At 60.2% G+C, this 22,999-nt stretch carries 23 protein-coding genes and 1 pseudogene; 8 read left to right on the forward strand and 16 right to left on the reverse strand.

From position 1 onward, the window contains the following. Positions 1–124: 124 nt before the first annotated feature. The 3 genes from EJI01_RS26270 to EJI01_RS26280 are packed head-to-tail and all read right to left on the reverse strand — an operon-like array spanning position 125 to position 3,769. Entirely contained in the window at positions 125–1,012 is an 888-nt protein-coding gene (locus EJI01_RS26270) for a LysR family transcriptional regulator (protein ID WP_126840059.1), read from the reverse strand. Between the two features lie 51 nt (positions 1,013–1,063). Continuing rightward, positions 1,064–1,777 (reverse strand): Crp/Fnr family transcriptional regulator, encoded by a 714-nt coding sequence (locus EJI01_RS26275; RefSeq protein WP_409513985.1) that lies wholly within the window; start codon positions 1,775–1,777, stop codon positions 1,064–1,066. Positions 1,778–1,804: 27 nt separating this feature from the next. Further along, entirely contained in the window at positions 1,805–3,769 is a 1,965-nt protein-coding gene (locus EJI01_RS26280; protein ID WP_126840061.1) for an aconitase family protein, read from the reverse strand. Positions 3,770–3,891: 122 nt separating this feature from the next. Between EJI01_RS26280 and rraA the strand changes: the two genes are divergently transcribed. Both rraA and EJI01_RS26290 read left to right on the forward strand, forming a co-directional pair. Further along, positions 3,892–4,425: a ribonuclease E activity regulator RraA gene (rraA, locus tag EJI01_RS26285; protein WP_126840062.1), complete on the forward strand. Its 534-nt coding sequence runs from the start codon at positions 3,892–3,894 to the stop codon at positions 4,423–4,425. A gap of 216 nt (positions 4,426–4,641) precedes the next feature. Then, complete coding sequence (locus tag EJI01_RS26290; protein ID WP_126840063.1) at positions 4,642–5,604, forward strand: LysR family transcriptional regulator; 963 nt, start codon at positions 4,642–4,644, stop codon at positions 5,602–5,604. Positions 5,605–5,624: 20 nt separating this feature from the next. On the opposite strand, the gene EJI01_RS26295 is transcribed toward EJI01_RS26290, so the two are convergent. Then, positions 5,625–6,593: an SMP-30/gluconolactonase/LRE family protein gene (locus tag EJI01_RS26295; protein WP_126840064.1), complete on the reverse strand. Its 969-nt coding sequence runs from the start codon at positions 6,591–6,593 to the stop codon at positions 5,625–5,627. A 154-nt stretch (positions 6,594–6,747) separates the two neighbouring features. Here EJI01_RS26295 and EJI01_RS26300 point away from each other — a divergent pair, with 154 nt between their 5' ends. Further along, positions 6,748–7,761 (forward strand): Bug family tripartite tricarboxylate transporter substrate binding protein, encoded by a 1,014-nt coding sequence (locus EJI01_RS26300; protein ID WP_126840065.1) that lies wholly within the window; start codon positions 6,748–6,750, stop codon positions 7,759–7,761. Positions 7,762–7,824: 63 nt separating this feature from the next. Here EJI01_RS26300 and EJI01_RS26305 read toward each other — a convergent pair whose 3' ends face one another. From EJI01_RS26305 to EJI01_RS26350, 10 genes are all read right to left on the reverse strand, one after another. Further along, positions 7,825–9,819 (reverse strand): aconitase family protein, encoded by a 1,995-nt coding sequence (locus EJI01_RS26305; RefSeq protein WP_126840066.1) that lies wholly within the window; start codon positions 9,817–9,819, stop codon positions 7,825–7,827. A 120-nt stretch (positions 9,820–9,939) separates the two neighbouring features. After that, on the reverse strand, positions 9,940–10,761 hold the full coding sequence (locus tag EJI01_RS26310) for an alpha/beta fold hydrolase (RefSeq protein WP_126840067.1): 822 nt from the start codon (positions 10,759–10,761) through the stop codon (positions 9,940–9,942). Next, positions 10,758–11,909 (reverse strand): CaiB/BaiF CoA-transferase family protein, encoded by a 1,152-nt coding sequence (locus EJI01_RS26315; RefSeq protein WP_185879070.1) that lies wholly within the window; start codon positions 11,907–11,909, stop codon positions 10,758–10,760. Before EJI01_RS26315 ends, EJI01_RS26310 begins: the two co-directional genes overlap by 4 nt. A gap of 5 nt (positions 11,910–11,914) precedes the next feature. Beyond that, positions 11,915–13,063, reverse strand: coding sequence for a thiolase family protein (locus EJI01_RS26320; protein ID WP_126840069.1), 1,149 nt, complete (start codon positions 13,061–13,063; stop codon positions 11,915–11,917). Next, positions 13,063–13,293 carry an OB-fold domain-containing protein gene (locus EJI01_RS28940; RefSeq protein ID WP_185879071.1) on the reverse strand — a complete coding sequence of 77 codons (231 nt, stop codon included), beginning with the start codon at positions 13,291–13,293 and terminating at the stop codon, positions 13,063–13,065. The genes EJI01_RS26320 and EJI01_RS28940 overlap by 1 nt, the downstream gene beginning before the upstream one ends. 203 nt (positions 13,294–13,496) lie before the next feature. Continuing rightward, on the reverse strand, positions 13,497–14,282 hold the full coding sequence (locus EJI01_RS26330) for an enoyl-CoA hydratase/isomerase family protein (RefSeq protein WP_126840071.1): 786 nt from the start codon (positions 14,280–14,282) through the stop codon (positions 13,497–13,499). A gap of 46 nt (positions 14,283–14,328) precedes the next feature. Beyond that, positions 14,329–15,315, reverse strand: a complete 987-nt coding sequence (locus EJI01_RS26335; RefSeq protein WP_126840072.1) for a Bug family tripartite tricarboxylate transporter substrate binding protein — start codon at positions 15,313–15,315, stop codon at positions 14,329–14,331. A 345-nt stretch (positions 15,316–15,660) separates the two neighbouring features. After that, positions 15,661–16,392, reverse strand: a complete 732-nt coding sequence (locus EJI01_RS26340) for an alpha/beta fold hydrolase (RefSeq protein ID WP_185879072.1) — start codon at positions 16,390–16,392, stop codon at positions 15,661–15,663. 44 nt (positions 16,393–16,436) lie between these two features. Next, positions 16,437–16,970: a type II 3-dehydroquinate dehydratase gene (locus EJI01_RS26345; protein WP_126840074.1), complete on the reverse strand. Its 534-nt coding sequence runs from the start codon at positions 16,968–16,970 to the stop codon at positions 16,437–16,439. Between the two features lie 50 nt (positions 16,971–17,020). Then, positions 17,021–17,992 carry a Bug family tripartite tricarboxylate transporter substrate binding protein gene (locus EJI01_RS26350; protein ID WP_126840075.1) on the reverse strand — a complete coding sequence of 324 codons (972 nt, stop codon included), beginning with the start codon at positions 17,990–17,992 and terminating at the stop codon, positions 17,021–17,023. 270 nt (positions 17,993–18,262) lie between these two features. Between EJI01_RS26350 and EJI01_RS26355 the strand changes: the two genes are divergently transcribed. The 3 genes from EJI01_RS26355 to EJI01_RS26365 are packed head-to-tail and all read left to right on the forward strand — an operon-like array spanning position 18,263 to position 20,438. Next, positions 18,263–19,480, forward strand: a complete 1,218-nt coding sequence (locus EJI01_RS26355) for a CaiB/BaiF CoA transferase family protein (RefSeq protein WP_126840076.1) — start codon at positions 18,263–18,265, stop codon at positions 19,478–19,480. A gap of 8 nt (positions 19,481–19,488) precedes the next feature. Beyond that, positions 19,489–19,989 carry a MaoC family dehydratase gene (locus EJI01_RS26360; RefSeq protein ID WP_221885719.1) on the forward strand — a complete coding sequence of 167 codons (501 nt, stop codon included), beginning with the start codon at positions 19,489–19,491 and terminating at the stop codon, positions 19,987–19,989. Beyond that, complete coding sequence (locus EJI01_RS26365) at positions 19,986–20,438, forward strand: MaoC family dehydratase (RefSeq protein ID WP_126840078.1); 453 nt, start codon at positions 19,986–19,988, stop codon at positions 20,436–20,438. The genes EJI01_RS26360 and EJI01_RS26365 overlap by 4 nt, the downstream gene beginning before the upstream one ends. A 15-nt stretch (positions 20,439–20,453) precedes the next feature. Here the strand turns inward: EJI01_RS26365 and EJI01_RS26370 are convergent, their stop codons facing one another. Together EJI01_RS26370 and EJI01_RS29745 are read right to left on the reverse strand one after the other, a co-directional pair. After that, entirely contained in the window at positions 20,454–21,029 is a 576-nt protein-coding gene (locus tag EJI01_RS26370; protein WP_260602695.1) for an IclR family transcriptional regulator, read from the reverse strand. 54 nt (positions 21,030–21,083) lie between these two features. Next, positions 21,084–21,251 (reverse strand): annotated as a pseudogene (locus EJI01_RS29745) (helix-turn-helix domain-containing protein); the annotation flags it as partial. Between the two features lie 538 nt (positions 21,252–21,789). Here EJI01_RS29745 and EJI01_RS26375 point away from each other — a divergent pair. Next, positions 21,790–22,407 carry a hypothetical protein gene (locus tag EJI01_RS26375; RefSeq protein ID WP_126840080.1) on the forward strand — a complete coding sequence of 206 codons (618 nt, stop codon included), beginning with the start codon at positions 21,790–21,792 and terminating at the stop codon, positions 22,405–22,407. A 45-nt stretch (positions 22,408–22,452) separates the two neighbouring features. Then, positions 22,453–22,941 carry a DUF4304 domain-containing protein gene (locus EJI01_RS26380; RefSeq protein ID WP_126840081.1) on the forward strand — a complete coding sequence of 163 codons (489 nt, stop codon included), beginning with the start codon at positions 22,453–22,455 and terminating at the stop codon, positions 22,939–22,941. Positions 22,942–22,999 lie beyond the last annotated feature (58 nt).

Genomic DNA, 22,999 nt, shown 5'->3' on the forward strand with positions numbered 1-22,999 from the left:
ATGTCTCCGGTGTCGCTTGAATGCCGGTGACTTTAGGCGCGGCGCCCTCCCAGGCTGAAGTGCTCTTGCGTCAGATGGGATATGTCCGAACGCGATATCCGTAGTGACGCGATATCCGTAGTGTTCAGCTGCGCAAGGATTCGATCATGGCGTCCACGGCCCGAAGCCGGCTCGACTTCTTCAGCGCGAAGACCCGCAATTCCCTGTCTTTCCAGGGCTCGTCGAGCGGCCGGCGGACGAATCGCTTGGTGCCCGCAAGGGCGCTCAGTGCGCTTCCCGTCATGATCGCGATGCCCAACCCGACCTCGACCATTCGACAGGCGGCCTCGTAGCTGCTGACAGCGACCACGGGCGAATAGGGAACCCTGAGCTTCTCGGCCTGCTCCTGCATGAAGCTGTCTCCGGCACCGCCGGTCTGGATGCGCACGATTGGGTACTTCACCACTTCCGAGAAGCGAAGGGCCCTTTGCTTCGCCAGCGGATGGTTCAGGGGCAAAACGACGATGAGCGGGTCGTCGGCGAAGTGCCACGACTCGATGGCAGGGAGCGGCGCGCCGGGCGCCATGCAAACGGCGACGTCGGCTCGGTCATCCAGGCATGCGCGGATGCACTCCCCGGAATTGCGCTCCTGCAGCGCGATTTCAACATTCGGATGTTTCGACCGAAATGCATGCAAACGTTCCGGCAGGTATCCCACCACGGAGGAAAGGTTGGCAAACAGGCGGACAACACCCGCGACCTCGCCGCTTAGAGATTGCACCTCGCGCGCAAACGATTGAATGTCCGCGTTGAGCTTGTCACCGAGTGCGTATGCTCGATGTCCAGCCTCCGTCAGGGTGACGCCAAGGGGAGAGCGGCTTAGAAGCTGTACGCCGAGCGCGTGCTCCAGATCAGCAATCCGCCGGCTGAGCGCCGATTGAGCGACATGTTCGGCCTCAGCCGCGCGCTTGATGGAACCTTCCCGCGCGGCGGCGAGGAACAGCTGAAGACTGAGGGGATCAATGCGGGGCATACATATAGGTCGGCAGAGCGCATTGTCGCCCAGAGTGGCACGCGGCCGGCGTCAGCGGGCAGGTTCGTACATCCGCCGCAGTGCCCGGCCATTGCGCACGATCACGCAGCAGGGCTCGATCCGAATGGTTTCGTCGCGCTCCATCAGCTTCAGCTCCTCGTTCACCCTTTGCCGAGAGCAGCCGATCAGGTGAGCCAGTTCCTCCTGCGCGAGACGCAGGGCGATCCGCACTTCAGCGCCCCCTTTCCCCGCGGGCTTACCGTAGCTGTGCGCGAGCTGCGACAGCTGCTTGGCCAATCGAGCTCGCAATGGCTTGGTAGCGAGGTCCTCCACCAATCTGTAGAGCTGCCGCACACGCTGCGAGTTAAGGCGCAGGAGTGCGGCATACAACTCGGTGTGGCCTGCCAGGATCGCGTGAACGTCCTCGCGCCGCACCGACAGCAGCGTCGTTGGACCGTGCGCCGACGCGTCGTACGGTCGGCCTTTCAGGTCGAACATCTCGACTTCACCGAACCAGACGCCAGGCTCCACATATCGCAGCGTCGCTTGCCTTCCATCGGGCGAGCTCGACCCGATGCGCACCGCTCCGTTCGCCACGGCGTTCCAGTCTTCGGCGCGAGCACCGCGGCAATAGATCGCATCGCGGTCGGCGAAGTGGCGCACTTCGGCGCGTCGCAGAATGTCGTGACGAAGTGACGCCGAGAGCGACGCGAACCAGGGATCGGCGTCGATGGCTTCGCGCTCCTGGGTGCTGAGGATCAGCATGGCTATGTGCAGGCCGGACGCGACGTGTCAGGCCGGCTGCAGCACACCTGCATCCACACGCGCCGGGAGCTCGCCAAAGGCTGCGAGTTCGCCCGCGATCGCGCTGGCCGCAACAGTGGCGGGGCTCGCGAGCCAAACCTTTCCGGGGCCGCTGCGCCCGGGAAAGTTGCGGTTGATGGCGCTGACGGTAACTTCGTCAGCACGCTCCGAGGTGCCCGGCCCGCCGTTAGCGCAGGCGCCGCAGGAGGGTTGCAGCATTTCGGCGCCCACGCGCTCGAATACCGCAAGGTACCCCTTCTTGATGCAGTAGTCACGGACGTCGACTGTGCCGAACTGCAGGTACAGCTTCACATGGGGGTGCACGCGCAGGCCGCGTTCGACGGCCCAGCTCAGCACTTGGTAGTAGGCGTCGAAGTCCTCGCGCTTGCCGCCCGTGCACGAGCCTCCGTAAGCGATGTCGACCTTCGGGCGGTCCACGAGCTCCGTCACCGGCACGCCATTGCCGGGATCGCCGGGACGGGCCACCATCGGCGCGAGCGTCGAGCAGTCGATTCGGATGGTGTCGACGTATGTCGCGTCCGGGTCGCTGCGCATCCAGTCTTCCAGCGCAAATTCGATGCCGCGTCGTTCGCGCAGAAAGCGCACGGTTTCCTCATCGGGGGCAACGAGGCCAGTGAAGCCGCCAAGCTCCGCCGTCATGTTGGTCAACGTGGCGCGCTCGTCCGTGGAGAGCTGGGCGATGGCCGGCCCGGTGAACTCGAACACCTTGCCGACCCCGGAACCTGCGCGAATCCGCGGATCGGCAAGTAACAACAGGACGACGTCCTTGGCACCGACGCCCACCGGGAGCTGGCCGGAGAGTTCGATGCGCAGTGACGCGGGAACCGTGATGCGTACAGCTCCGGTGACCAGAGCGTTGGCCATCTCGGTGCTGCCAACGCCGAAGGCGAGGCTGCCAAGCGCGCCGCTGTGGGTTGTGTGCGAGTCGGTGCCGACGACGATCTGCCCGGGCAACGCGTAGCGCTCGGACATCATCGGGTGCGATATGCCTTCGCTGCCGATGCCGTCCGCCAGCAGGCCGTGGGCTTTAAGGCCATAGTCCTCGGCGAACTTTCGGTGCTCGCGAACCACGTTCTGAATTGCGGGAATCAAACCCGCACGGACGTGGGCAACACTGCGATGGATATAGGAAGTGTGGTCTTCGAACAGGCGAACGCTCTGCGGGTCATGCAGCTGAAGCGGCCGCCCGAACGCTGTGTGCAGCGAATGGGCGCACATGGGCGTGTAGTACTCGATTAGGAAGCGCCAATCCGCGCGCACGAAAGCGCCTTGGCCTTGTCGGAGGCCCGGTTGACTGTCGCCGGTGATTAGCAAGTGCCTTGCAAAGATCTTCTCAGCGAGCGTTCTGGGTCCACCAATAGCTTCAGGCGGCGGCGTGCTGATCTGCGTCATCCGCTCACGTCCGTACTGCAGGAGACCGCCGTGCCGCAGGATGGCTGCCGCCTGGGCGTCGCGAGAAGAAACGAGCTCCTCAATGTCGATTGGCTCGCCGTTCTGAATGCGCTCGATCAGGCTGAAATCGGTGGACGTGAACAGGCCCAGGTTGTCCGCGTTCTGGCGGTAGATTCTCTCGAAGCTTTCGGCAATCACCAGCCGGATTCCGGCACTGCGCTCGGCCATCGGGCTGTGTTCCCGGGAGGATCCCTTGCCGTACCGCTTTCCGGCGACAGTGACAGAGAAACCAGCGTTCTTCACGGCATCCATACCGATCGGCTGGCGGCCTCCGGAAATAAATCCCAAGTAGGGGTACCGGCCCAGGCGCTCGTCCCAGATCGTCGCTACCGTTGCTGGCGTGATCTCGTCTGTGGAAACGTTGTCGCGAAGTGCGCCCGCGTCCACCAGAGGCAGGTCCTCGCCTTGGAGCTGACGCTCGACTGCGTCCGGGTCATCGCTCAGGAAGAGCACACGCGGGTTAAGGTGGATGGTTGTCATGAATTGGGCCTTGATGTCAGCACTTTATGGGGGCCTGGGCGCCGGCACGTAGTGCTGATGCGCATCGGGGGCTATCGCGGTTTGGCATACCAAAAAAGTCCGGGGCCATCTACCATTTGCGGATGGAATACAAGACAACGGATCTATGCGACGCCTGCGACGAAGCGCAAGCCTGTGAGCTGCCCTTCATAGGATTCGGCAGGAAACGCGCATTCGCCGGCAACATCCGCACGGCGCGCTACTCGCAGGGCATCAATGTCCTGCGCGACCTGATCAACCAGCGGGGAGATGATCAGGTGCTCGTCATCGATGGCGCGGAAGCGGGATGGCGCGCGTTGTTCGGAGATATCATGGCCGGCTTGGCGGCACGCAACGGCTGGGCCGGCGTGGTCGTCAACGGGGCGATCCGGGATCGGGTCGAGATTGATGATATGGAAATCGGCGTCAAGGCGCTCGGAACGGTTCCGCGCCGCGCGACTATCGGCGGCAGGGGAGAAATGGATGTCCCGATCCACTTCGGCGGGATCACCTTCACTCCCGGTGCGCGTCTTGTCGCGGACGAGGACGGAATCATTGTTTTGCCTCCCGGCCTGACGGAATCGAGTATCCAGGTGGCGGATGCCATCGCGGCTACCGCCAAGTACGTCGCAGGTTAAGGGCTCTCGGCTGTCAGGATGCCGACACGTCCCTGAAGTTCCTCAAATGATGCCGACTCACCTGCAACTTCGCCAACCAGTTGCCTTCACATCAGACCGGGATCATCCACCATCGAGAGCACACGGCCTGGCAGGTTCAGAATAGTCATCTCAGCGTTCCTTCGCTCGACCTTGTTCGCGCGAACACCACCTAATGCAGCTGTGACGGGAGCAGAGATGTCCAATGACGCCAAGGTTGATCGAGTGCGACCGGTTCCCATGAACGTTGGGACGTGGATCCGAAAATTGGATCTCATGACGTTGCGCTTGTTTGCCTCGATTACCGAAGAGCGAAATATCGGACGGGCTGCTGTCCGCGAGTCAATCGCTCCTTCGGCCGTCACGAAGCGAATTCAGCAGTTGGAGGATACGCTCGGCTTCAGGCTGATGTACCGCGACCCGAAGGGAACCCGCCTGACAGCGGCAGGCGCAATAGTCGATTCACACGTGAAGCGCATCCTGGCCGCCATCGATGACCTCCACCATGAACTTGGCGATTTCGTCGTGGGTGTTCAGGGACACGTGCGACTCTGGGCCAACGCGTCCGCGCTCGTTGAATACCTTGCCGAGGATCTGGGCACGTTTAGTCGCAACTTTCCGTCAGTGACGCTGGACATCGACGAGGGAAATTCAGCTGATGTCGAACACGCTGTGACGTCCGGTATTGCGGACGTTGGAATCTGTGCCCCGCCACTCGACCCCTCCCCCAAGCTCTCTATCCAGCCCTATCGCACGGACCGCCTCGTGGCGGTGGTTAGCGTGCTGCATCCTCTCGCCAATGCGGAGAAACTGACGTTTCTGGAACTGCTCGGAACCGATCTCATCGGCGGCGGCGCGAAGAGCGGCACGACGCGGCTCCTTGAAAGCGCGGCGGCACAGCTGAGTATTAAATACCAGCCCAAATATCGAGTCGCTTCCGGCGAAGCCGCACGCAGTCTCGTCCGCGCCGGCCTCGGCGTATCGATACAACCGTCGGGAATGGTCTGGCCCTATGAAGACGCGGAGCGGGTCCGCTCGGTTCCTATCGTGGACAAGTGGGCGGAGCGGGATCTGTGCATCCTCACACTGGCGGCGCGCCCCCACTCCGTCGCGCTGACGGCGCTGACCACGTTTCTCACCGACACCGGAAATTCTCGGTAGAGCGCGACCCGCGCGCACCCTCAACCGCCGAACTGCCAATGCGCAAGCTGGTGGCCTCCAATTTTGGAGCGGAAGCTTGCCAGGCGGTCACCACCGAGCGATCCAAGGTAAACGGTGCGCAGGTCGGCTCCTCCGAAGGCGACACTGCACACGTTTCGAAGTCCACGGCTCATCCCCATCTCGAATACGGATTTTTCGACACCGAACTTTTCGTAGTCGGCTTCGGCACGTGCATTGAGTTCAGGGTCCGAGTCGTCCAGCATGACCTGCTTCTCCCCGCCAGGCGAGATGCGGACCACGCGGTTGGAGATGACGCACGCGACCCAGGCGCCGCCAAGGGAGTCGAAAGCAAGCCCGTCCGGGAAGTCTCCGTCGCCGAATTCACAGACGCATTCCTTGGTACCCAGGGTCACGCGGCCCGATACCTCATGAATCTTGAACCGCACGAGCCGGCGCCCAACCGACTCGTTCACGTAGAGCCACTCGCCGCTAGGGTGAATGCGGCACTCGTTCGCGAACGCCAATTCATCGGCAACGACACGTGCTCCCTGCTCGTCAACGACTGCAACGTAGCCGTCGGCTATGCGTCTGTCGAATGCCAGCTCCCTGGGCGTTTGACGGGTGCAGACGGTGATCCAGAGCCGGCCCTTGTGATCCAGCATGACGAAATTGGTGTTCCTCATGCTTTGTCGCTCCACTTCCATCAGGAATGGCGAGGCCCTGCGTGATGCGTCCAACTTCCAGACGCCTCCTTCTCCACCCAGGTTGGCGATCAGAAACTCGCCGCTTTTCAGGAGCGCAAAGCCGTTAGGCACAAAGTCCTTCGGCGCGCCGACCAGAGGGCGACGAGGGCAACCCAACTCGAGCACACCGGCTTCATGATCCGACACGAACACCCGGCCATTGCCCGTCACCAGGACACTTTCCGGTCGTGACAGGTGCTCGCCGTGAAAGTCGAGCTTGATAGGGTGTCTGAAAGGGTCTTCCATGTAACGCCGCAAAGTCTAGCGTCGTTCGTGTCATGTGCGCTTCTCCTTTCGCGAATGGCCAGTTGATGAATGACCAACGTGACGGCAGTGGGCGAAATTAGGATTAACGGTAAGTGCCCTTCCATCCGCAACACAGGTACTGCAGGAGACAACCTTGAATCATTCGAAGACCCAGCCCGGCCGCCGTGCCGTAACGAAGACCATGTCGATGGCACTGTGCAGCGCCATGTTCGCGATGGTTGCAGCGGACACCTGGGCGCAGACCGCCACATACCCCGACAAGCCGATCAAGTGGGTGGTCCCGGTCCCGGCGGGCGGCGGGATGGATGCCGTGACGCGGATCGTGTCCGCCGGGATGGCCACTGCGCTGAACCAGCCGATCGTTGTGGACAACCGCGCGGGCGCCGCAGGTACCATCGGGACCGGTTACGTCGTCCAGGCCGCCCCGGATGGCTATACCCTCGGGACGGTCGATAACTCACTCTTCGCGACCGCGCATCTGGTTTTCAGCAAGCTGGCCTTTGCCGGACCCAAAGACCTGAAACTCGTCGCCACGCTCGTGCGCATTCCGCTCGTACTGGCGGTGCCTGGCGACAGCCCAAACAAGAATTTCCAGGATTTCATCCAGTCCTCGAAGGCCAACCCAGGAAAGATCAGCTACGGCTCACCCGGCCTCGGATCGCCTTTGCACGTGGGAATGGAACTGCTGCAGACGCGGACCGGCACGAAAATGCTGCACGTGCCCTATCGGGGAATGGGCAGCATTCTGACGGACCTGTCGACTGGAACAATCGGGGCTGCGTTGGTCGACTTCGGCTCTGCGAGATCCTTCGCCGAGTCCGGACGAATCAAGATCCTCGCAGTCGCCACGGAGAAGCGACTGTCGCAACTGCCTGCCGTACCCACGCTCGATGAACTCGAGATTAAGAATGTCCCCATCTCCCTCTGGTTTGCTATTGCCGTTCCGGCAGGCACACCCGAGGCCGCGGTGACGCGACTGGCGCAGGCCGCGCAGTTATCTCTTGAGTCGCCGGAAGCCAAGGCAAAGTTCGAAACCATCGGCGCTCAGGTTTTCCTCAAGACCGGCTCCGAGCTGGCTGCGTTCAGTCGCGATCAGGTGGCCTTCTGGGAAAGCATCGTCAAGCCAATGGCGATCAAGCTGGATTGAGCACTTTGCAGTAACTCAAGCACCTTTAGCCGGCGAGCGCACCGGCTAAAGCGTTGCTCTTCATCACCTCTCCAGCGGAAGGCCTGCCTTCTCCGCGCCGATGGCTTGCTCATCGAAACGCGACTTGAGTTCGGCAAAAGACATCAACTCGCCGCCGATCGCACTTGCCGCCACGGTAGGCGGACTGGCGAGCCAGATCTGACCCGGACCAGAGCGACCGGGGAAGTTGCGGTTCTGCGCGCTCACCGTGACCTGGTCGGGCCTCAGCGACGCTCCCGGTCCGGAGTTGGCACAGGCTCCGCAGTCGGGCAGAAGAACCGTTGCGCCGACCCGCTGAAAGGTCTCCGAATAGCCTTTGGCCTCGCAGTAGTCGCGGACTGCCATCGTGCCGAACTGAAGGTAGAACTCAACGCCCTCTGCCACCCTCATGCCGCGGTCGGCTGCCCAAGACAAGACGGCATGATAGCCATCGAAGTCTTCGCGCTTCCCGCCTGTACAGGACCCCGCAAAGGCAATATCGATTTTCGGCCGTTCGGGCAGACTGGACAGTGGGACTCCGTTTCCGGGATCGCCCGGCGCGGCAACCATGGGGGACAGTAGCGCCGTCTCGACAACGATGGTGTCCGAATAGCTCGCCCCAGGGTCACTCTTCATCCAGGGCTCGATGGCAAAGTCGATGCCGCGTCTTTCACGCAGGAATTCGCACGTCTTGTCGTCGGGCTCGACAAGCCCCGCGAACCCGCCGAGTTCTGCCACCATGTTTGTCAACGTCGTTCGCTCGTCGATCGACAAATGGCGCATGCTCGTGCCGGAGAACTCGAACACCTTTCCGAGCCCGAGTCCTCCTCGAATCTTGGGATGCGCGAGCAGGTTCAATGCGAGGTCCTTGCCGGTGATGCCTGCCGGCACCTCGCCATTGAACTCAATGCGCAGCGTCTCGGGCACCGTGATGCGCACTGCGCCTGTCAGCATGGCGCTGGCCATGTCGGTGGTGCCCACTCCGAAGGCCAAACAGCCAAGCGCTCCCGAATGAGGCGTGTGGGAATCAGTTCCCACCAATACTTGGCCAGGTAGCGCATATCGCTCTGCCATGAGGGGATGGCAGATGCCCTCGGATCCGCCGGGGCCCGGCAGGTAGCCGTGTGAGCGAATGCCATACTCCTTCAGGAACTCTTCGTGGACTTCGTGCATGACTCTCATGCCCACCGGAGGTTTACCGGGATGAACGTATTTGGGATGCCGGCTGATATACGAAGCGTGCTCGGCGAATCCGATGATGGAGGGGACGTCAACGAGCTTCAACGGCCGACCAAAGGCGGCATGCATCATGTGAGCCGCCATTCCGGTATAGACCTCGATGATGTAACGCCAGTCCGCGCGGACGAACGCGCCTTGGCCTGGAATCAGCTCGCCACTGGTGTGATCGGTTTCAACCACGTTTCGCGCCAGTATCTTTTGCGTGAGCGTCAAAGGTCGGTGATCGTCCTTTAACACGTGGCTGCGTCGCACCGATTTCAAGTGCTCGCGCCCATAGAGGAGCAGCCCGCCCATGCGCAAGATGGAGGCCGCCAACTTGTCCCGCGGCGCAAGCAGTTCTTCGACCTCGATTCGCTCGCCACGCTGGATGCGCTCGATCAGACCAAAATCCGTTGAGGTATAGAGGCCGACGTTGTCAGCGTTCTGGCGGTAGATGCGCTCGAAGCTTTCGGCGATAACCAAGCGAATCCCCGCATATCGCTCGGCCACTGGACTATGCTCACGCGAGGAGCCTTTGCCATACCGTCGACCACCAATGGTGACTGAAAATTTTCCCGCGAGCGCGGCATCCTTGATGATGGGTCGGGCGTCTCCGGCGCTGAAACCTGTGTAGACGTGCCGCCCCAACTGCTCATCGACGTGGACCAAAGATGGGCCCGGGGTTATCTCGTCGGTCGAGATGTCATTGCGCAGTTGCCCCGCATCGCTGAGGCTCAAGTTCGTGCCGGACAACTGGGCTCGCACCTTTTCTGCGTCATTGCAAAGAAAGAGAATGCGGCCGGGAAGTTCGAGGTGGGTCATGGGTATCTCTCCATATCTTGCGAGTCTAGGTTTCGTCGCGAGGATGAAGAGCTTCCCGTTGCGCAGCCTCCCGTTCTCCAAATACGAAGTGGCCCCGTCTGGTACGCCGCAGGCTGCAGGTCAGCCCTGATCGGGGCTGCTTGTGGAAGGTGAAGTTTCGCGGGCCGCAAGGATCTCGGACAGCGCTTCTGCTTTGGAAAGGGGAAGCATGTGGTGAGCATCCGGTATGAAGATGGGACCAATTCGCACGCGGGCGACACGCTTCATATCGTGCATGAGCGCAGGCGTGGCGGACGCGTCCAGATCGCCTCCGATGCAGATGGACGGCAGTTCCTCGTTCAACGGCGGTATTGCCGGGAAAGATGCCATTGCGCGCCAGCTCGCCGCCCAGTCCGCCGGGCGCATCGCCAACAGCTTCTCACGGGCATACCGCACACATTCATGGTCGCTCTTGATATCGGCTTCAGAAAACCAGCGCTTGAGAGTTTCGGCTTCAACTGCCTGCATGCCACCGGCCAATGCGGGTGCGCCGCGATCCGCCAATGATGGGAAGGCCGAAGGCCCGCCTGCCACCAGCGCAACGCTCGTCCAGCGAGCCGGATCCGTGGATGCCGCCATTCGTGCAACGAACGAGCCCATCGAGGCGCCCAGGAGTCGTGCCTTCGTGATGCCCATCGCATCCAGCATTTCAACGACATCCTGGGCCATTCCAGTGAGGGAAACCGAGTGTTCGTCGCAAGCGAAGGCGCCGTGTCCCCTTAGATCGGGAGCCAGAATCCAGGAAGGCTTTCGGCGCGACATCGCGGCGGCCAGCCAGCGAAACGAGGACCCATCAAGGCCCAGAGAGTGCAACATGACAAAGGGAATAGGGTCATCCTTAGCTGATCCCCATTCATGGACTGTCGTTGTCCCCGCAGAGAGGTTCAAGGAACGTTGGTTCATGACTGACCCAGTACTTCTTCATTGTGCTCGCCCAGACGGGGAGGAAACTTGTGTTTGGTCCGGCCGGGAGGCGTAAATCGCAAGGGGTCGCCTGGTACCGCGATAGTCTGGCCATCCTCCGAGCCATGGACATCGAGTCGCATTCCGCGCTGGATGACTTGCGGGTTCTTGAACACCCCCTGAAGATCATCGACGATTGCTGCCGGCACCTGCGCCTCGATCAAAGCTTCCAGCAATTCGGCTCCAGGTCGGCGCAAGAATGCCGCATCGAGAATTCCGACCAGTTCCTGGAAGTTGGCATACCTGACCTTGAAGTCCCTGAAGCGTGGGTCGTCCGCAAGCTCCGGCAACTCCAAAACTGCCACAAGATTGCGGAACATGCCTTGAGTATTCGCGGTGACCGCAAGCACCGTACCGTCGCCGCTGCGAAAGCACCGGTAGCTTGGAATCGAGTCGTGCGCGCTTCCTTGCAGTCCGGGCAACGGCCCGCCCTGCAAGTAGCTGGCTGCATGGTACGAAAGCATGGCCACTTGCACATCCAGCATGGACACATCTACCGTGCGCCCAACTCCCGTCTGCCTCGCCTCCAGCAAGGCAGAAAGTAGGCCGATCACCGCATACAAGCCCGCGCACAGGTCGCCAACGGGGATCCCCGCGCGAACCGGTTGGCCCGCCGGGTCGCCGGTCAGGCTCATCACCCCAGACATAGCTTGCACGATCATGTCGTAAGCCGGACGATCGCGCAGCGGACCGTCCTGACCGAAGCCGGAGATGCTGGCCCAAACGAGCGAAGGTTTGCGGGCACGGGCCGTCTGCTCGTCTAGGCCAAGCAAGGCGAGCTTGCCGGGTCTGAAATTCTCCACCACCGCATCGGCTCCATCGATGATGCGCCTGGCTGCGGCCTGGCCCTCGGGACTCTTGAGGTCAAGAACGACGGACAACTTGTTGCGGTTGGCGCTCCCGAAGTAGGTGCTCGAACCATCGACGAAACGGGGTGGCACGGCGCGCGACATGTCTCCTTCCGGCGGTTCAATCTTGATCACCTCGGCGCCAAGATCGCCAAGGATTTGAGTCGCGAACGGCCCTGAGAGAAACGACGTGAAGTCGGCAATGCGGACGCCGGCAAGAGGTCCGGAGGATGTGGTCATGGAGACTAACTCTTCAAAAGGGTTACGGCGCATGCGCCATGTTCGAAGTTGGAGACGCCCCCGCCGGTGACGTGTGCGATACCCAGACGGGCATCTTTGACCTGGTGCGCGCCGCTTCTCCCTTGAAGCTGGCGTGTGATTTCGGCAATCTGCGCGACGCCGCTGGCTGCAACTGGATGGCCGCGTGACATGAGGCCTCCGGACGGGTTGACCACCTGTCTCCCCCCCAGTGAAGTCGCTCCGCTGCGAAGCAACGCAAGTGCTTCGCCAGGTTTGCAGAACTGGAAAGCTTCGTAGTACATCAGTTCTGCGATGGCAAAGGAATCGTGAATCTCCGCAACATCGATGTCCTCCGGGGAAACGCCTGCGGATTCGTATACCTCCTTCGCAGATTGCGTCGATACGTGGGATGTCGTCATGGAGTAGGGTCCGGGGTGATATTTCCCGGAGTGCAGCGCCGCCCCGGCGACCTGAACGGGACGTAGACCGCTGCCGAGCGCCTTCAGCAGCCGCTCCGAGCCGAGCACTACCGCCGCTGCGCCGTCGCCCGTAGGGCAGCAATGCAGGAGACGAAAGGGGTCCGCGACCTCGCGTGAGGAGTTGACCTCTTCCAGTGTCACGGGCTTCTGGAATTGCGCTAGAGGGTTGCGCGCACCGTGGGCTCTGGCCTTCACCGTCACCTCCGAGAGGTCAGTTGCCTTGAGCCCAAATTCATGGATGTAGCGCTGTGCCCGCATCGCGTATAGCACCGGCATGCTCAGTCCATTGATCGCATCCCAGTCTTCCCGATTCAGCGGCAGCGCACCTCCGCCGAGCTTCGTAAGCATGTCAACACCGATGACGACTGCCGCTTCTGCGCGACCGGCAGCAATCCGAGCTGCCGCCTCATGAACGCCGACAGCGCTGCTTGAACACGCGTTTTCAACGTTGATGATCGGGATCCCAGTGAGTCCGAGTTGGCCCAGGATCTGTTGGCCAATCATGGAACCGCCAAAGAGAGACGATGCATAGGCTACGTCGATCTGTTTGTGGGATAGCTTGCTTTCCTTGAGAGCCTCCAGGACGGCCGGGCCCGCAAACTGCTTGTGAGTCAGATGGGTGAACCGACCAAACTTCTGGATGCCGGTACCCAGGACGTAGACAGGACGATCCATCAGGCCTCCTGGCTCGCCGAGGCGAACACGAAGCACGGACCGCTGCCTGGTGGCTGCACCGCGGCGAGCTTGACGGGCATTCCGCAAACCGGATTCTGCAGCTCGCTGCCAGTCAGCCGGCCGAAAACTCGAACGTCTTCCGGCAAGTCGATATAGCCGACGAAATGCTTGACGTCCTCGATCCGCATCGAGGAGAAACTGTACAGAACGCCGGTCGGTGACAATTTCATCACTTGAACGTCATTCGACCAGCAACGAGGGCAGACATCCGAACTGGGAAAGTTGTTGTATCCACAGCTGGTGCAGTGAGAGCAAGCGAAAAGGGTCTGAGCCTCTTGTGCAAGGGCGTTCTCATGAAGCAGTGCCTGGGTAGGACTGGATGCTGGTGTGCTGATCATGGAGTGGTGACGATCGGAGGTGTATCGTTAAAGGCTTACCGCCCGGTGAAGCGCGGCGGCCGGCCTTCCTGGCTCGCGGCGGTTGCCTCTGCCACATCCTGGCTGAACTCAACAGCTGATCTGAGCGCGTCCGACAACAGGCGTGCCGTTGCAAATCCAGAGTTGATGCGCGCATTGACAATGCGTTTGGCGCCACGGATGGCCAGCGGCCCGTTAGCGATGATCTGCTTCGCGAAGTTGTGAACCTGCGGCATCAGTTGATCGAAAGGATGGACGGCCAGAACGAGCCCGATCCTTTCCATTTCAGCGGCAGTGACGCGACGTCCGGTGCATATGATGTCCAAGGCACGCGCGCGGCCCACAATATCCGGCAGGCGGACTGGTCCGCCTCCGCCCGGGAACCCGCCCCACACAGCTTCCGGCAGGCAGAACGAGCCATTGTCAGACGCGATCCTGATGTCACATGCCAAGGAGAGCTCTGCCGCGCCAGCGCGAGCCTCGCCGTTCAGTGCTGCGATGACGACCTGTGGAAGTGCCTCTATCTGGTCGAAAAGTTTGTTTCCCCATTTGATCATCTCGACGATTTCTTCTTTCGAGAGCTCGGTTCTGATAGCGGGGCTTAGAACTCCGGCAGAGAAAAATTCCTTTCCTGAGCCGGTGATGATCACGACCTGAGTTGCTTCATCCTTCTCCAGGTCGTTCACTAGGCGAACGAGTTCCTTCAGCGCTTCAGGTGTGAGTCTGTTGGCGTTCGAAGGACCGTCCAGCGTCAAGGTCACGATGCCCGGTTCGCGCGCGACATTCAGCGAAGTTTGTGACATGGAACATCTTTCGAAAATTGCTTTTCATTTGACATCGGACTCGATATCACTCAAGAGGAATGTTCTGGGTCTTCACGAGCGCATTCCAGCGCGCTTCTTCCTTCGCGATCAGTTCACCCGTCTCAGCGGGTGTCATGGGTGGACCGACCTGGACGCCTCCCAAAGGCATCACCTTCTTTGCGAACGCCGGTGTAGCGGTCACTGTGTTGATTGCGCCGTTAAGTCGCGCAATCACCGCCGGGGGGGTGCCCTTCGTGGTGACTACCACGTACGAAATCACCGCTTCAAATCCCTTAAGACCAGCAGCGTCGATGGTGGGAAGCGTGGGATGGTCGGGATCGCCCTTTAGCCCGCTGAAACCGAGCGCCTTAATCTTCCCGGCCTTGGCAAACTCCATGAAGCTTGCGGGCATGAAGCTGTAGCTGACGCGGTTGCCCATCAGGTCCGTCAGCACTGGCTGAACGGACCTATAAGGCACATGAATGGACTTCGCACCGATGTCAGCGTTGAATTTTTCTGTGAACAGATGCATCGCGCTGCCGATGCCTGAGCTCCCATACGAATACTTCCCAGGGTTCGCCCGCAGCAGTTCGATGAACTCTTTCAGATTGTTCGCGGGCACGTCCGGAGCGATTCCAAGCATGCCCAGGATGGTTGATACCTTCGCGATCGGCGCGAAGTCGGCCATGGCCTTGTATGGCAAGGTCGCCTGCAACGAAGGCGCGGTCACTGACGGAAGGACCGCGAGAAAGATCGAGTACCCGTTCGCAGGTGCGCGCGCAATTGAAGAGGCGGCAACGATCTGATTACCCCCCACCCTGTTCTCGACAATTACTGGTTGTTTGAGTACCACTGCCAAGTCGTCGGCCAAGGCGCGAGCCGTGATGTCGGCTGGCGATCCCGCGCCGTACGCCACGACGAGCGTCACTGCACGATCAGGAAAAGCCTGCGCCTGTACCGTGAAGGGCAGGAGGGCAGTGCATGCGAGGCCGATCACTCGGAGGCCCCAGGAAAGTCTTGCTGCAATCGACATAACTTTGTCTCCGCGTGAGGTTTATCCCGTTTATCGGTATGCGATCCCATTAAACGGGAGTTTGGCATGGGGTTGGGCACGTTGTCAACCAGGGGTTGGGACGTCCATGCGACGCCTGCGGGAGCGCTGAAACTGCATTGCGATATGGCTCATTACGATTGCCGCGCGCTTGGCTTGCGGGGCTCGCGCTTTACCGCGAAGGCGGTGTTGACGCACGCGTGGTCAGGTGCGGGGCTGCTGGCGCGACAGCGTGTTCATCGAGCGGGTGCGCTCGAACCAATTGCGAGGAGGTGTACCTGCACGCCTGCGTTCGGAATCTGTTCAGATCAACGGCGCCAGCTTTTTTTACCCGGAAGTGTCCATCGACCGCCACCAACCGAGAACGATGCGCGCAACCAAAGAAGGCTGTTCCACGATCGGAGTATGGCCGGCGTCGGCGATACAAGAGAACAAGGTCCCAGGTCGATCAACTGCCATTGATGCGGAATCCCTCGGGGGGCGAATTTTGTCTTCGGTGCCAGCTAACACCAAGACCGGCGCGCGAATGCTGGAGAACGCGGCTCTCATGTCGGGCCGCGACTGGATGGCAAGCACGGTATCTATCATCTCGGAGCCAGCGTTGTTGAACTCGGCGCTCCAACGATCTACAAGCTCAGGCTGCCCCTTGAGCGTTGAAGCACCGAACATGGCACCTGCGATCAGTGGAGCAACTTCGGCGCCCCGCCCGCACCGAAGCTTCTTGATCAGCCCCTCATGTCCTCCCGGATTGGCTTCGGGTTGATGGGTAGTGCCAACCAGGACAAGTGAATCGAACAGCTCCGGCCTCGCTGTTGCCGCAAGGATCCCGACGAAGGCACCCATCGAGCTACCTATGAACCTCAAGGGAACACCACGATACGTCGACTCGATGTAGGCAACGAAATCCTCAGCGAGCAGTTGGAGCGTGATGGGCTGTTCGCCTTTTCGAACTCCATTCTGACCACGATACGTGGGCGCATCAATGGAACATGGGGCCAAATGCCTCTCCAGCTCGGAGAACATCGAGCCATCGAAAAACGCGGAGTGCAGCCCGACCACTGCTTTTCCTCCGTTGATTCGCTTATTCGAGGGCATGCGACCTTTCAGGGGCGAAGAGATGCCTGGAACTCCTGATCATCCAGCGAAAAAGTCACGGCAAGGATCGCAGCCAGATAGCTATATTGTCGAAAGCCCATGCAGAGGCCCGTGGCAGTCGGTGTGAACAGGGACTCGCCCGCTCCCACCGACGGTCCGCGTGCGGACGACGCACTTGCTGAAATGTTGGAGAAGTGCACCTCTGCAACCGGCTTGCCTATCTCCTGGAGGATCTGGCGAACCGCTTGCCCGGTCGTTGTCAAGCCAGCGGGATTAATGACAAATGCGTCGACGCGCGCCGCTGCTTCGTGAATGTATTCGAGGATGGCGCCTTCGAAATTCGAAGAGAAGCTCTCAGTCTCGACACCTAGCTGGTTGCCGAAGTTCGCCACGTACTGTTTGAGGCTGTCCAGCGAGTCGATCTCGCCGTACATTCTCCTGTTTCTTTTCCCCAGATAGGACATGTTCGGCCCATCGATCACCGCGATGCGGTGTTGCCGAGTGCCAGTGCGCGTGATGTTGAAACTCTTGGACTCTGTCATGGATGAAATGCCTTAAGAACAGCTGAATTTTGTGCCTCGGAAAGGGTGGGCTATTGGGGCTCGAGGCCGATTTTCTTGACCAAAATCGCGGTCTTTTCCTTGCCCCGGATGAATTCCTCCGTCGCCTGCGCGGGGGTGGTGATCCTGATGCTGATACCGCTGGCATCCATCGCGGCGACCACATCCGGCTGTTTGAATGCGTAGGCCACGGCGGAGTGTGCTTTCGCGATCGCGCTGGCGGACATGCTTTTAGGACCCACGACGGCCAGCCAACCATCGAACTTGAGCCCGGGGGAGTTTTGCTCAGCCAGCGTGGCAATTTCTGGCGCAGCCGAAACCCGCTCGGGGCTATACAAGCCAATGGCACGCAAAGCGCCGCTGCGAATATGGGGAAGTACGCTGAGCAGGGATGGGCTCGCAAAGTCGATCGCTCCACTCAAGAGGTCGGTGACCATCGGGCCGACGCCCTTGTAGGGGATGTGTTTGGCATTCGCCTCGGCTGTGCTCAAGTACAACTCCGAGGCCAGGTGCAAGGTCGTCCCGCTTCCTCCTGACCCGTAATTCAATTCGCCCTTCCGCTTTCGCAGCAAGGCCATGAACTCCTGGCTGTTTGTCGCTTCGACCTTTTTCGGATTAACGACAAGTACCAGCGCGCCGTCGCCAACGATCGCGATAGGCGTGAAGTCCTCCGGAATTTTGAATGGCATCGACTTCATCACGCTGGGCAGGATCACGACGTTGCTCGAAAGCAGAGACAGCGTATTGCCGTCCGGCGCAGCCCGCGCAAGCGCCTGAAGGCCCACGATCCCGCCAGCGCCCGGCATGTTTTCCACGACGACTGGGGCAGCGAAAGCAGTCGAGAGATGCTTTTGTGCGAGGCGCATTACGCCGTCAACTGCCGACCCAGTAGCGTTCGGCATGATGAACCGAACGTGATTCGATTGCGCGATTGTTTTACCACTCGCAACCGCGATCATGGTTGCAGCGACGAATTTTCGTCGCGTCAATGAAGCTTTGAGCATCTTTTGTCCCCTAGGAAATGAGTAGCTGACTGGACTCTTCGTAATCTCGCCAATCGGGATGATATTTCGATTATCGGGATACTTTCACGTCTTCACCCCGTTGTCAATCGTTGACATGCGGCGGAGAACAGGTAAACTTCATCCCGATCAATGAAATACCATCCCGTTTACTGGGATTCAACTGTCCAGTCGTGACCACCTACCTACGTTCCGCGGCCGTCCGACAAGATGCCTTCGAACGCACATGAGTTGGTGCCGGGGACACAACATATGACCAAACAAGAATCACGTTGCAGCGCAACAGAGGATGCTTTGCCGTTGCAAGGAGTCCGCGTCGTCGAGTTCACGCATCTCGTCATGGGCCCTGTCTGCGGTCTGGCCCTTGCTGATCTGGGGGCCGACGTAATACGCGTGGAACCACTCGAAGGCGACAGGACCCGGCAGTACCAGGGTGCCGGTGCTGGCTTCTACCCCTTGTTCAACCGGAACAAAAGATCCATCGCGCTTGATCTCCATCACATAGACGGTGCGAGGATTGCCAGGGACCTTTGCAAGGAGGCCGACGTCGTCGTCGAAAATTTCAAGCCCGACACCATGCACAAGTACGGTCTGGACTACGCGTCGCTGAGTCCGGAAAATCCAAAGCTGATCTACGCGTCGTGTAAGGGATTCCTGCCAGGACCTTACGAAAAGCGGACCGCCCTTGATGAGGTCGTCCAGATGATGGGCGGCTTGGCCTACATGACCGGTAGGCCCGGCGACCCCCTTCGCGCTGGCGCAAGCGTCAACGACATCATGGGCGGAATGTTTGCGGCTATGGGCGTCTTGAGCGCCATCATTCAACGCAGGACGACTGGCCGCGGCTTCGAGGTGCAATCCGGCCTCTTTGAAAATAACGTTTTTCTCGTCGCCCAGCACATGATGCAGTTTGCCGTCACAGGCACGCCGGCGGCACCACTGCCGATGCGGGACACTCCTTGGACGGTGTATGACGTCTTCACCGTTGCGAACGGCGAGCAAATATTCCTGGGTGCAGTGAGTGATCCGCAGTGGGTCAAGTTCTGCAAGGCTCTAGGGTTCGACGATCTGCTCGAAGACGAAAGATATCTTGCGTTGAGTCAGCGCCTTGAGCAACGCGACGCGCTGCTGGAGATTCTCAAGCAACGCCTGTCGACACGCGATGCCGAAGAGATCTCTATCCTGATGGATCGTTCCGGCCTTCCTTATGCCCCGATCCGCAGACCCGACGAGTTACTCGACGATGTGCACCTGAACGCATCGGGCGGGTTGGTTTCGCAGCTCGTGCTGGACGGCGAAAGTAAGGTCGTCAAGACCGCGCTACTTCCGTTGACACTCGCCAGCAAGCGCCTCGGCCTCCGCCGGAATCCGCCACGTATCGGCCAACATACCAATGAGGTCTTGAAGGAACTGGGGTTGGGCGATCAAGAGATCGCCCGGCTGAAGGAAAACAGTGCTTGCACCTGGTGAATATGAAGATGACGCCCACGGACTTGAAGAGTTTCCCAAGCATCTATCAGGCCCAGGCCTTCGATGATTTCAAGGTTGGCCATGTCATTCGTCATGGGTGCGGCCGCACAGTCACCGAGGCAGATACTGTCCTCTACTGCACCTTGCTGCATCAAGCGCCTATCTACACGAATCGGCAGCTTGCCGCCCATCACGGTTACAGCGCCCTTCCGCTTCACCCGTATCTGTTGTTTTCGATCGCATTCGGACTGACGGTTGCAGACCTCAGCGAAAGGGGCGGAGCGTTCTTGGGCGTGGACAGGCTGTCCTTTGAACGGGACGCCTACCCAGGAGTCACAATGCGAGTGATCAGCACGGTGCTTTCCGCACGCAAATCGAAGAGCGACGAGAGGTATGGGGTTGTTTGCTGGCAGACCCGCGCCACGAACGAACACGGAGACCCCTTGTTGACTTTTGAGCGGGTCAACAAGATCCCCACAAGGGCCCATCTGGAAAGTATGGCAGCATGACGCAGGCGGTGTTCTTCGAGGACTTACATCCAGGGCAGCGCATTGCGCACCGCAGGGGGCGCACCGTCACAGAGACGGACAATACGCTTTTTTCACTGCTCTCGATGAATACCTCTCAGGCGCACTTCAATGAGGCGGCTATGAGAGAGACGGAATTTCGTACACGCCTGGTCGCAGGAGTCGTGACTGTTTCACTCGTTGCAGGGTTGGCAAGCCAGGAATTCGGCGCGAGCGTCATTCGAGAAGTTACCTTGGATCGCTGGAGGCTGCCCGCGCCGGTCTTCATTGGAGACACCATCACAGCCTTCTCCGAGGTCCGGTCTGTTGCGGCGTCACCATGTGGAGGTGGGTTGCTGCAGTTGAGGCAGTGGGGGCTCAATCAACGCGACGAGATCGTCTGTGAACTCGATCGCACGATACTGGTTGCGCGCCGCAACCCATTGCGTTAAGTCTCTAAGCCCGATTCAGCGCTTACGATGTGGAGCGTTTCCGTGGGCTCCCAACACTCCGCTCATCTTGCGAGCCTGATCGACCAGGATGCTCGCCAGCTCCTCCTCTTTCGAATCCTCGAATCGAGTCTCCGGCATACTGATGCACATCGCGCCTACTACGAGCCCCGGGCCCTTGAACACCGGCGCGCCCATGCCGACCGCACCCTGGATGCGCTGCCCCTTGGTGATTACATAACCCCTTCGCCGAATCTCCTCAAGTTCGCCTTGCAAGGCGGGAGAGTCCGAGAGCGGCAACCCCGTGACGGGTGAAATGTCGTTCCTTTCCAGGATTTTCTTTATGGTTTCGCCCGGCAGGAACGCAAGCACTGCACGACCGGTCGCCCCAAATGTCAGGGGGCTGATTTTGAACACTTGCGTTTCATACCTCAGTGGATGTCGACCATGGACGACCTTCGCAATCATTCCCATCCCTTCGGATGGCAGATAGAGGTTGAACGCGCACGTCTCGCCAGTGGCATCCGCGACCTCTTGCAGGAACGTTTCCGCAATGCTGGTCACATCGGTCCGTGCGACGACCAACCCGCTCAAGCGCATAAATTCTAGGCTCAGCCGGTAAGTGCCTGACCGCGCGCCTCGCTCCGCAAGTCCTGTATCAACGAGCAAACCGAGAAGCCGATGGGCTGTCGAAGTCGGCAGATTCATCCTCTCGCTAACCTGGGCTACCGAGGAGTCACCCTCAGACTCCGCCAGGACCCTGATCAGCAATGCGACGCGAGCCACCGTTCCCGTCATGGAATTAACACTGTTCATTGTCCGAATTGCAGGCTCCGAGCTTTGCCGATGGCCGGTAGTTCAATGCGGCCCCGGTTGCCGTCATTACTTGTGATTGTGAATTGCCCGACTATATCCCACGGGGGAGGCGCCTTGCGAGATCACGCGTTGATGCCTGCACTTTATGGTAGGCCGGCGTAGGCGTAGTAGGGAACTTGCTGCCCAAGCGTAAGCGGGCGTCGAATCTGGCACGGCCGTAGTTGCGTTCGGCTGGGGTTTCGACGGCCGCGGCGTGCAACCGGCAGGTCGATTTGCGTATGCGATCGGGTTGTCACTCTTTCGGTGGGTTCGCACCACTGATCGACGGCTGACGGCCGATTCTGTTGAAAAACTCGCTGTGGCGTCCAGTGAGGCCGTTTCTGGGGGTCGTTAACCCCTTAGCCACTCGTCGTTCGCGTCTCCTGGGCGATTCTGAGAGGCCGATTTTCGACTGCGGCAGCTCGGGTGGTGAGCAATCGAGTTTTTCAACAGAATCGGCCATGAGCGGTCGTACGATGAAGGTTGCTGGATAGAGACCATGACCCCACCAGGATTCGAGTTCGATTTCAGCGCGGACTTGCCATTCATCGAGACATACAACGCGCGAAGGGCCCCTGATGCGCGCAGTCGCCTGCGAACGGAGATTGCGCCTATGCCGTACGAAGGTCGCATTGGCGCGCCATTGACATGGCTCTTGGCGAACCCGGGATACGACACGTCGCTCGGCTATCCCTTCAACCACCCGCCGCCTGTCACAGAAGGCTGGCCTCTTCAGAGCCTTGCGCCCGCCTACAGGGCTGGCTATGGGAAGTGGGCCTGGGACCGCTTACGAGAACTGCGTGAGGCGCTGGGCGACCAGCACGTCAGCAACAACGTGCTGACGCTCCAGTTGTGTCCATGGGCGTCAGCGTCGTTTGATACCGGCTTGCGGCTGCCCTCCCGCGCTTTCGCTCGCAAGCTGGTGCTCCATCAACTGCAGATGAGGTCCCAATTTGTGCTGGTTCGCAGCGAGGCCACGTGGCGCGAACTGGTGCCAGAACTCGCAAACGTGACGCTCGCCCGCACCGCCCACCCGCTCTCCGCCTACCTCTCAAAGGGAAACCTGGGCGAGCACTGGAACGCTGTTCTTCGAGCGGTTTCCGGCGTGGCGGCCTGAGACCGACGGCGGCCACCGGCAAAATGCGGCCAACTCCGGGCATTCATGACAAATCTCAAGACGCCTACGCTCGATGCGCTGAAACAGTTCCTTCATCCGCTCGGCTATCGCAAGAAGGCAGGTCTTTTCTCGCGTGAGTTGAAGGACGTCGTTCATCTTGTCGAGGTGCAGGGTTCGCGTCACAGCACTTCCGCGCAGGCCGTCTTCACGGTCAACTTGGGCATCTTCGTTCCTGAACTTGTGTATCCGGATGTCCGGGAGGCCACCAAGCCATCGATTCCAGGCGGCCACTGGATGCAACGTCTCGGCGTTCTATGCCCAGAAAACCAAGACCTTTGGTGGAAGCCAGAAACTCCCGAGCAGGCTCTTGAAGCGGCGGACGACATCCTGAACCGCCTGCGACTTTTCGGTATTCCCGTTCTTGAAGCTCTTCCAAACGCGGTCTCGCTCGTCGAGCTCTGGAAGTCAGGTCGGAGTCCTGGGCTTACTGAACGCCAACGCGCCAAATTCTTAGTTGCGCTTGGCCAAGTGTGAGTCGATGGGGCCCTCGACGAATGTCAGCTACGGGGGAAGCTGGACAGCCGGTATGGGC

The sequence above is a fragment of the Variovorax sp. MHTC-1 genome (assembly GCF_003984645.1).
Taxonomy (GTDB): domain Bacteria; phylum Pseudomonadota; class Gammaproteobacteria; order Burkholderiales; family Burkholderiaceae_C; genus Variovorax.

Coding starts and splice junctions, on each gene's coding strand:
- EJI01_RS26315 (WP_185879070.1), bottom strand. CDS start 11,909: ATGACCACATCCTCCGGACCTCTTGCCGGCGTCCGCATTGCCGACTTC.
- EJI01_RS26320 (WP_126840069.1), bottom strand. CDS start 13,063: ATGGATCGTCCTGTCTACGTCCTGGGTACCGGCATCCAGAAGTTTGGT.
- EJI01_RS26335 (WP_126840072.1), bottom strand. CDS start 15,315: ATGTCGATTGCAGCAAGACTTTCCTGGGGCCTCCGAGTGATCGGCCTC.
- EJI01_RS26305 (WP_126840066.1), bottom strand. CDS start 9,819: ATGACCCACCTCGAACTTCCCGGCCGCATTCTCTTTCTTTGCAATGAC.
- EJI01_RS26290 (WP_126840063.1), top strand. CDS start 4,642: ATGTCCAATGACGCCAAGGTTGATCGAGTGCGACCGGTTCCCATGAAC.
- EJI01_RS26365 (WP_126840078.1), top strand. CDS start 19,986: ATGACGCAGGCGGTGTTCTTCGAGGACTTACATCCAGGGCAGCGCATT.
- EJI01_RS26380 (WP_126840081.1), top strand. CDS start 22,453: ATGACAAATCTCAAGACGCCTACGCTCGATGCGCTGAAACAGTTCCTT.
- EJI01_RS26330 (WP_126840071.1), bottom strand. CDS start 14,282: ATGTCACAAACTTCGCTGAATGTCGCGCGCGAACCGGGCATCGTGACC.
- EJI01_RS28940 (WP_185879071.1), bottom strand. CDS start 13,293: ATGAAATTGTCACCGACCGGCGTTCTGTACAGTTTCTCCTCGATGCGG.
- EJI01_RS26360 (WP_221885719.1), top strand. CDS start 19,489: ATGACGCCCACGGACTTGAAGAGTTTCCCAAGCATCTATCAGGCCCAG.
- EJI01_RS26345 (WP_126840074.1), bottom strand. CDS start 16,970: ATGACAGAGTCCAAGAGTTTCAACATCACGCGCACTGGCACTCGGCAA.
- EJI01_RS26270 (WP_126840059.1), bottom strand. CDS start 1,012: ATGCCCCGCATTGATCCCCTCAGTCTTCAGCTGTTCCTCGCCGCCGCG.
- EJI01_RS26350 (WP_126840075.1), bottom strand. CDS start 17,992: ATGCTCAAAGCTTCATTGACGCGACGAAAATTCGTCGCTGCAACCATG.
- rraA (WP_126840062.1), top strand. CDS start 3,892: ATGGAATACAAGACAACGGATCTATGCGACGCCTGCGACGAAGCGCAA.
- EJI01_RS26280 (WP_126840061.1), bottom strand. CDS start 3,769: ATGACAACCATCCACCTTAACCCGCGTGTGCTCTTCCTGAGCGATGAC.
- EJI01_RS26375 (WP_126840080.1), top strand. CDS start 21,790: ATGACCCCACCAGGATTCGAGTTCGATTTCAGCGCGGACTTGCCATTC.
- EJI01_RS26295 (WP_126840064.1), bottom strand. CDS start 6,593: ATGGAAGACCCTTTCAGACACCCTATCAAGCTCGACTTTCACGGCGAG.
- EJI01_RS26275 (WP_409513985.1), bottom strand. CDS start 1,777: ATGCTGATCCTCAGCACCCAGGAGCGCGAAGCCATCGACGCCGATCCC.
- EJI01_RS26355 (WP_126840076.1), top strand. CDS start 18,263: ATGACCAAACAAGAATCACGTTGCAGCGCAACAGAGGATGCTTTGCCG.
- EJI01_RS26310 (WP_126840067.1), bottom strand. CDS start 10,761: ATGAACCAACGTTCCTTGAACCTCTCTGCGGGGACAACGACAGTCCAT.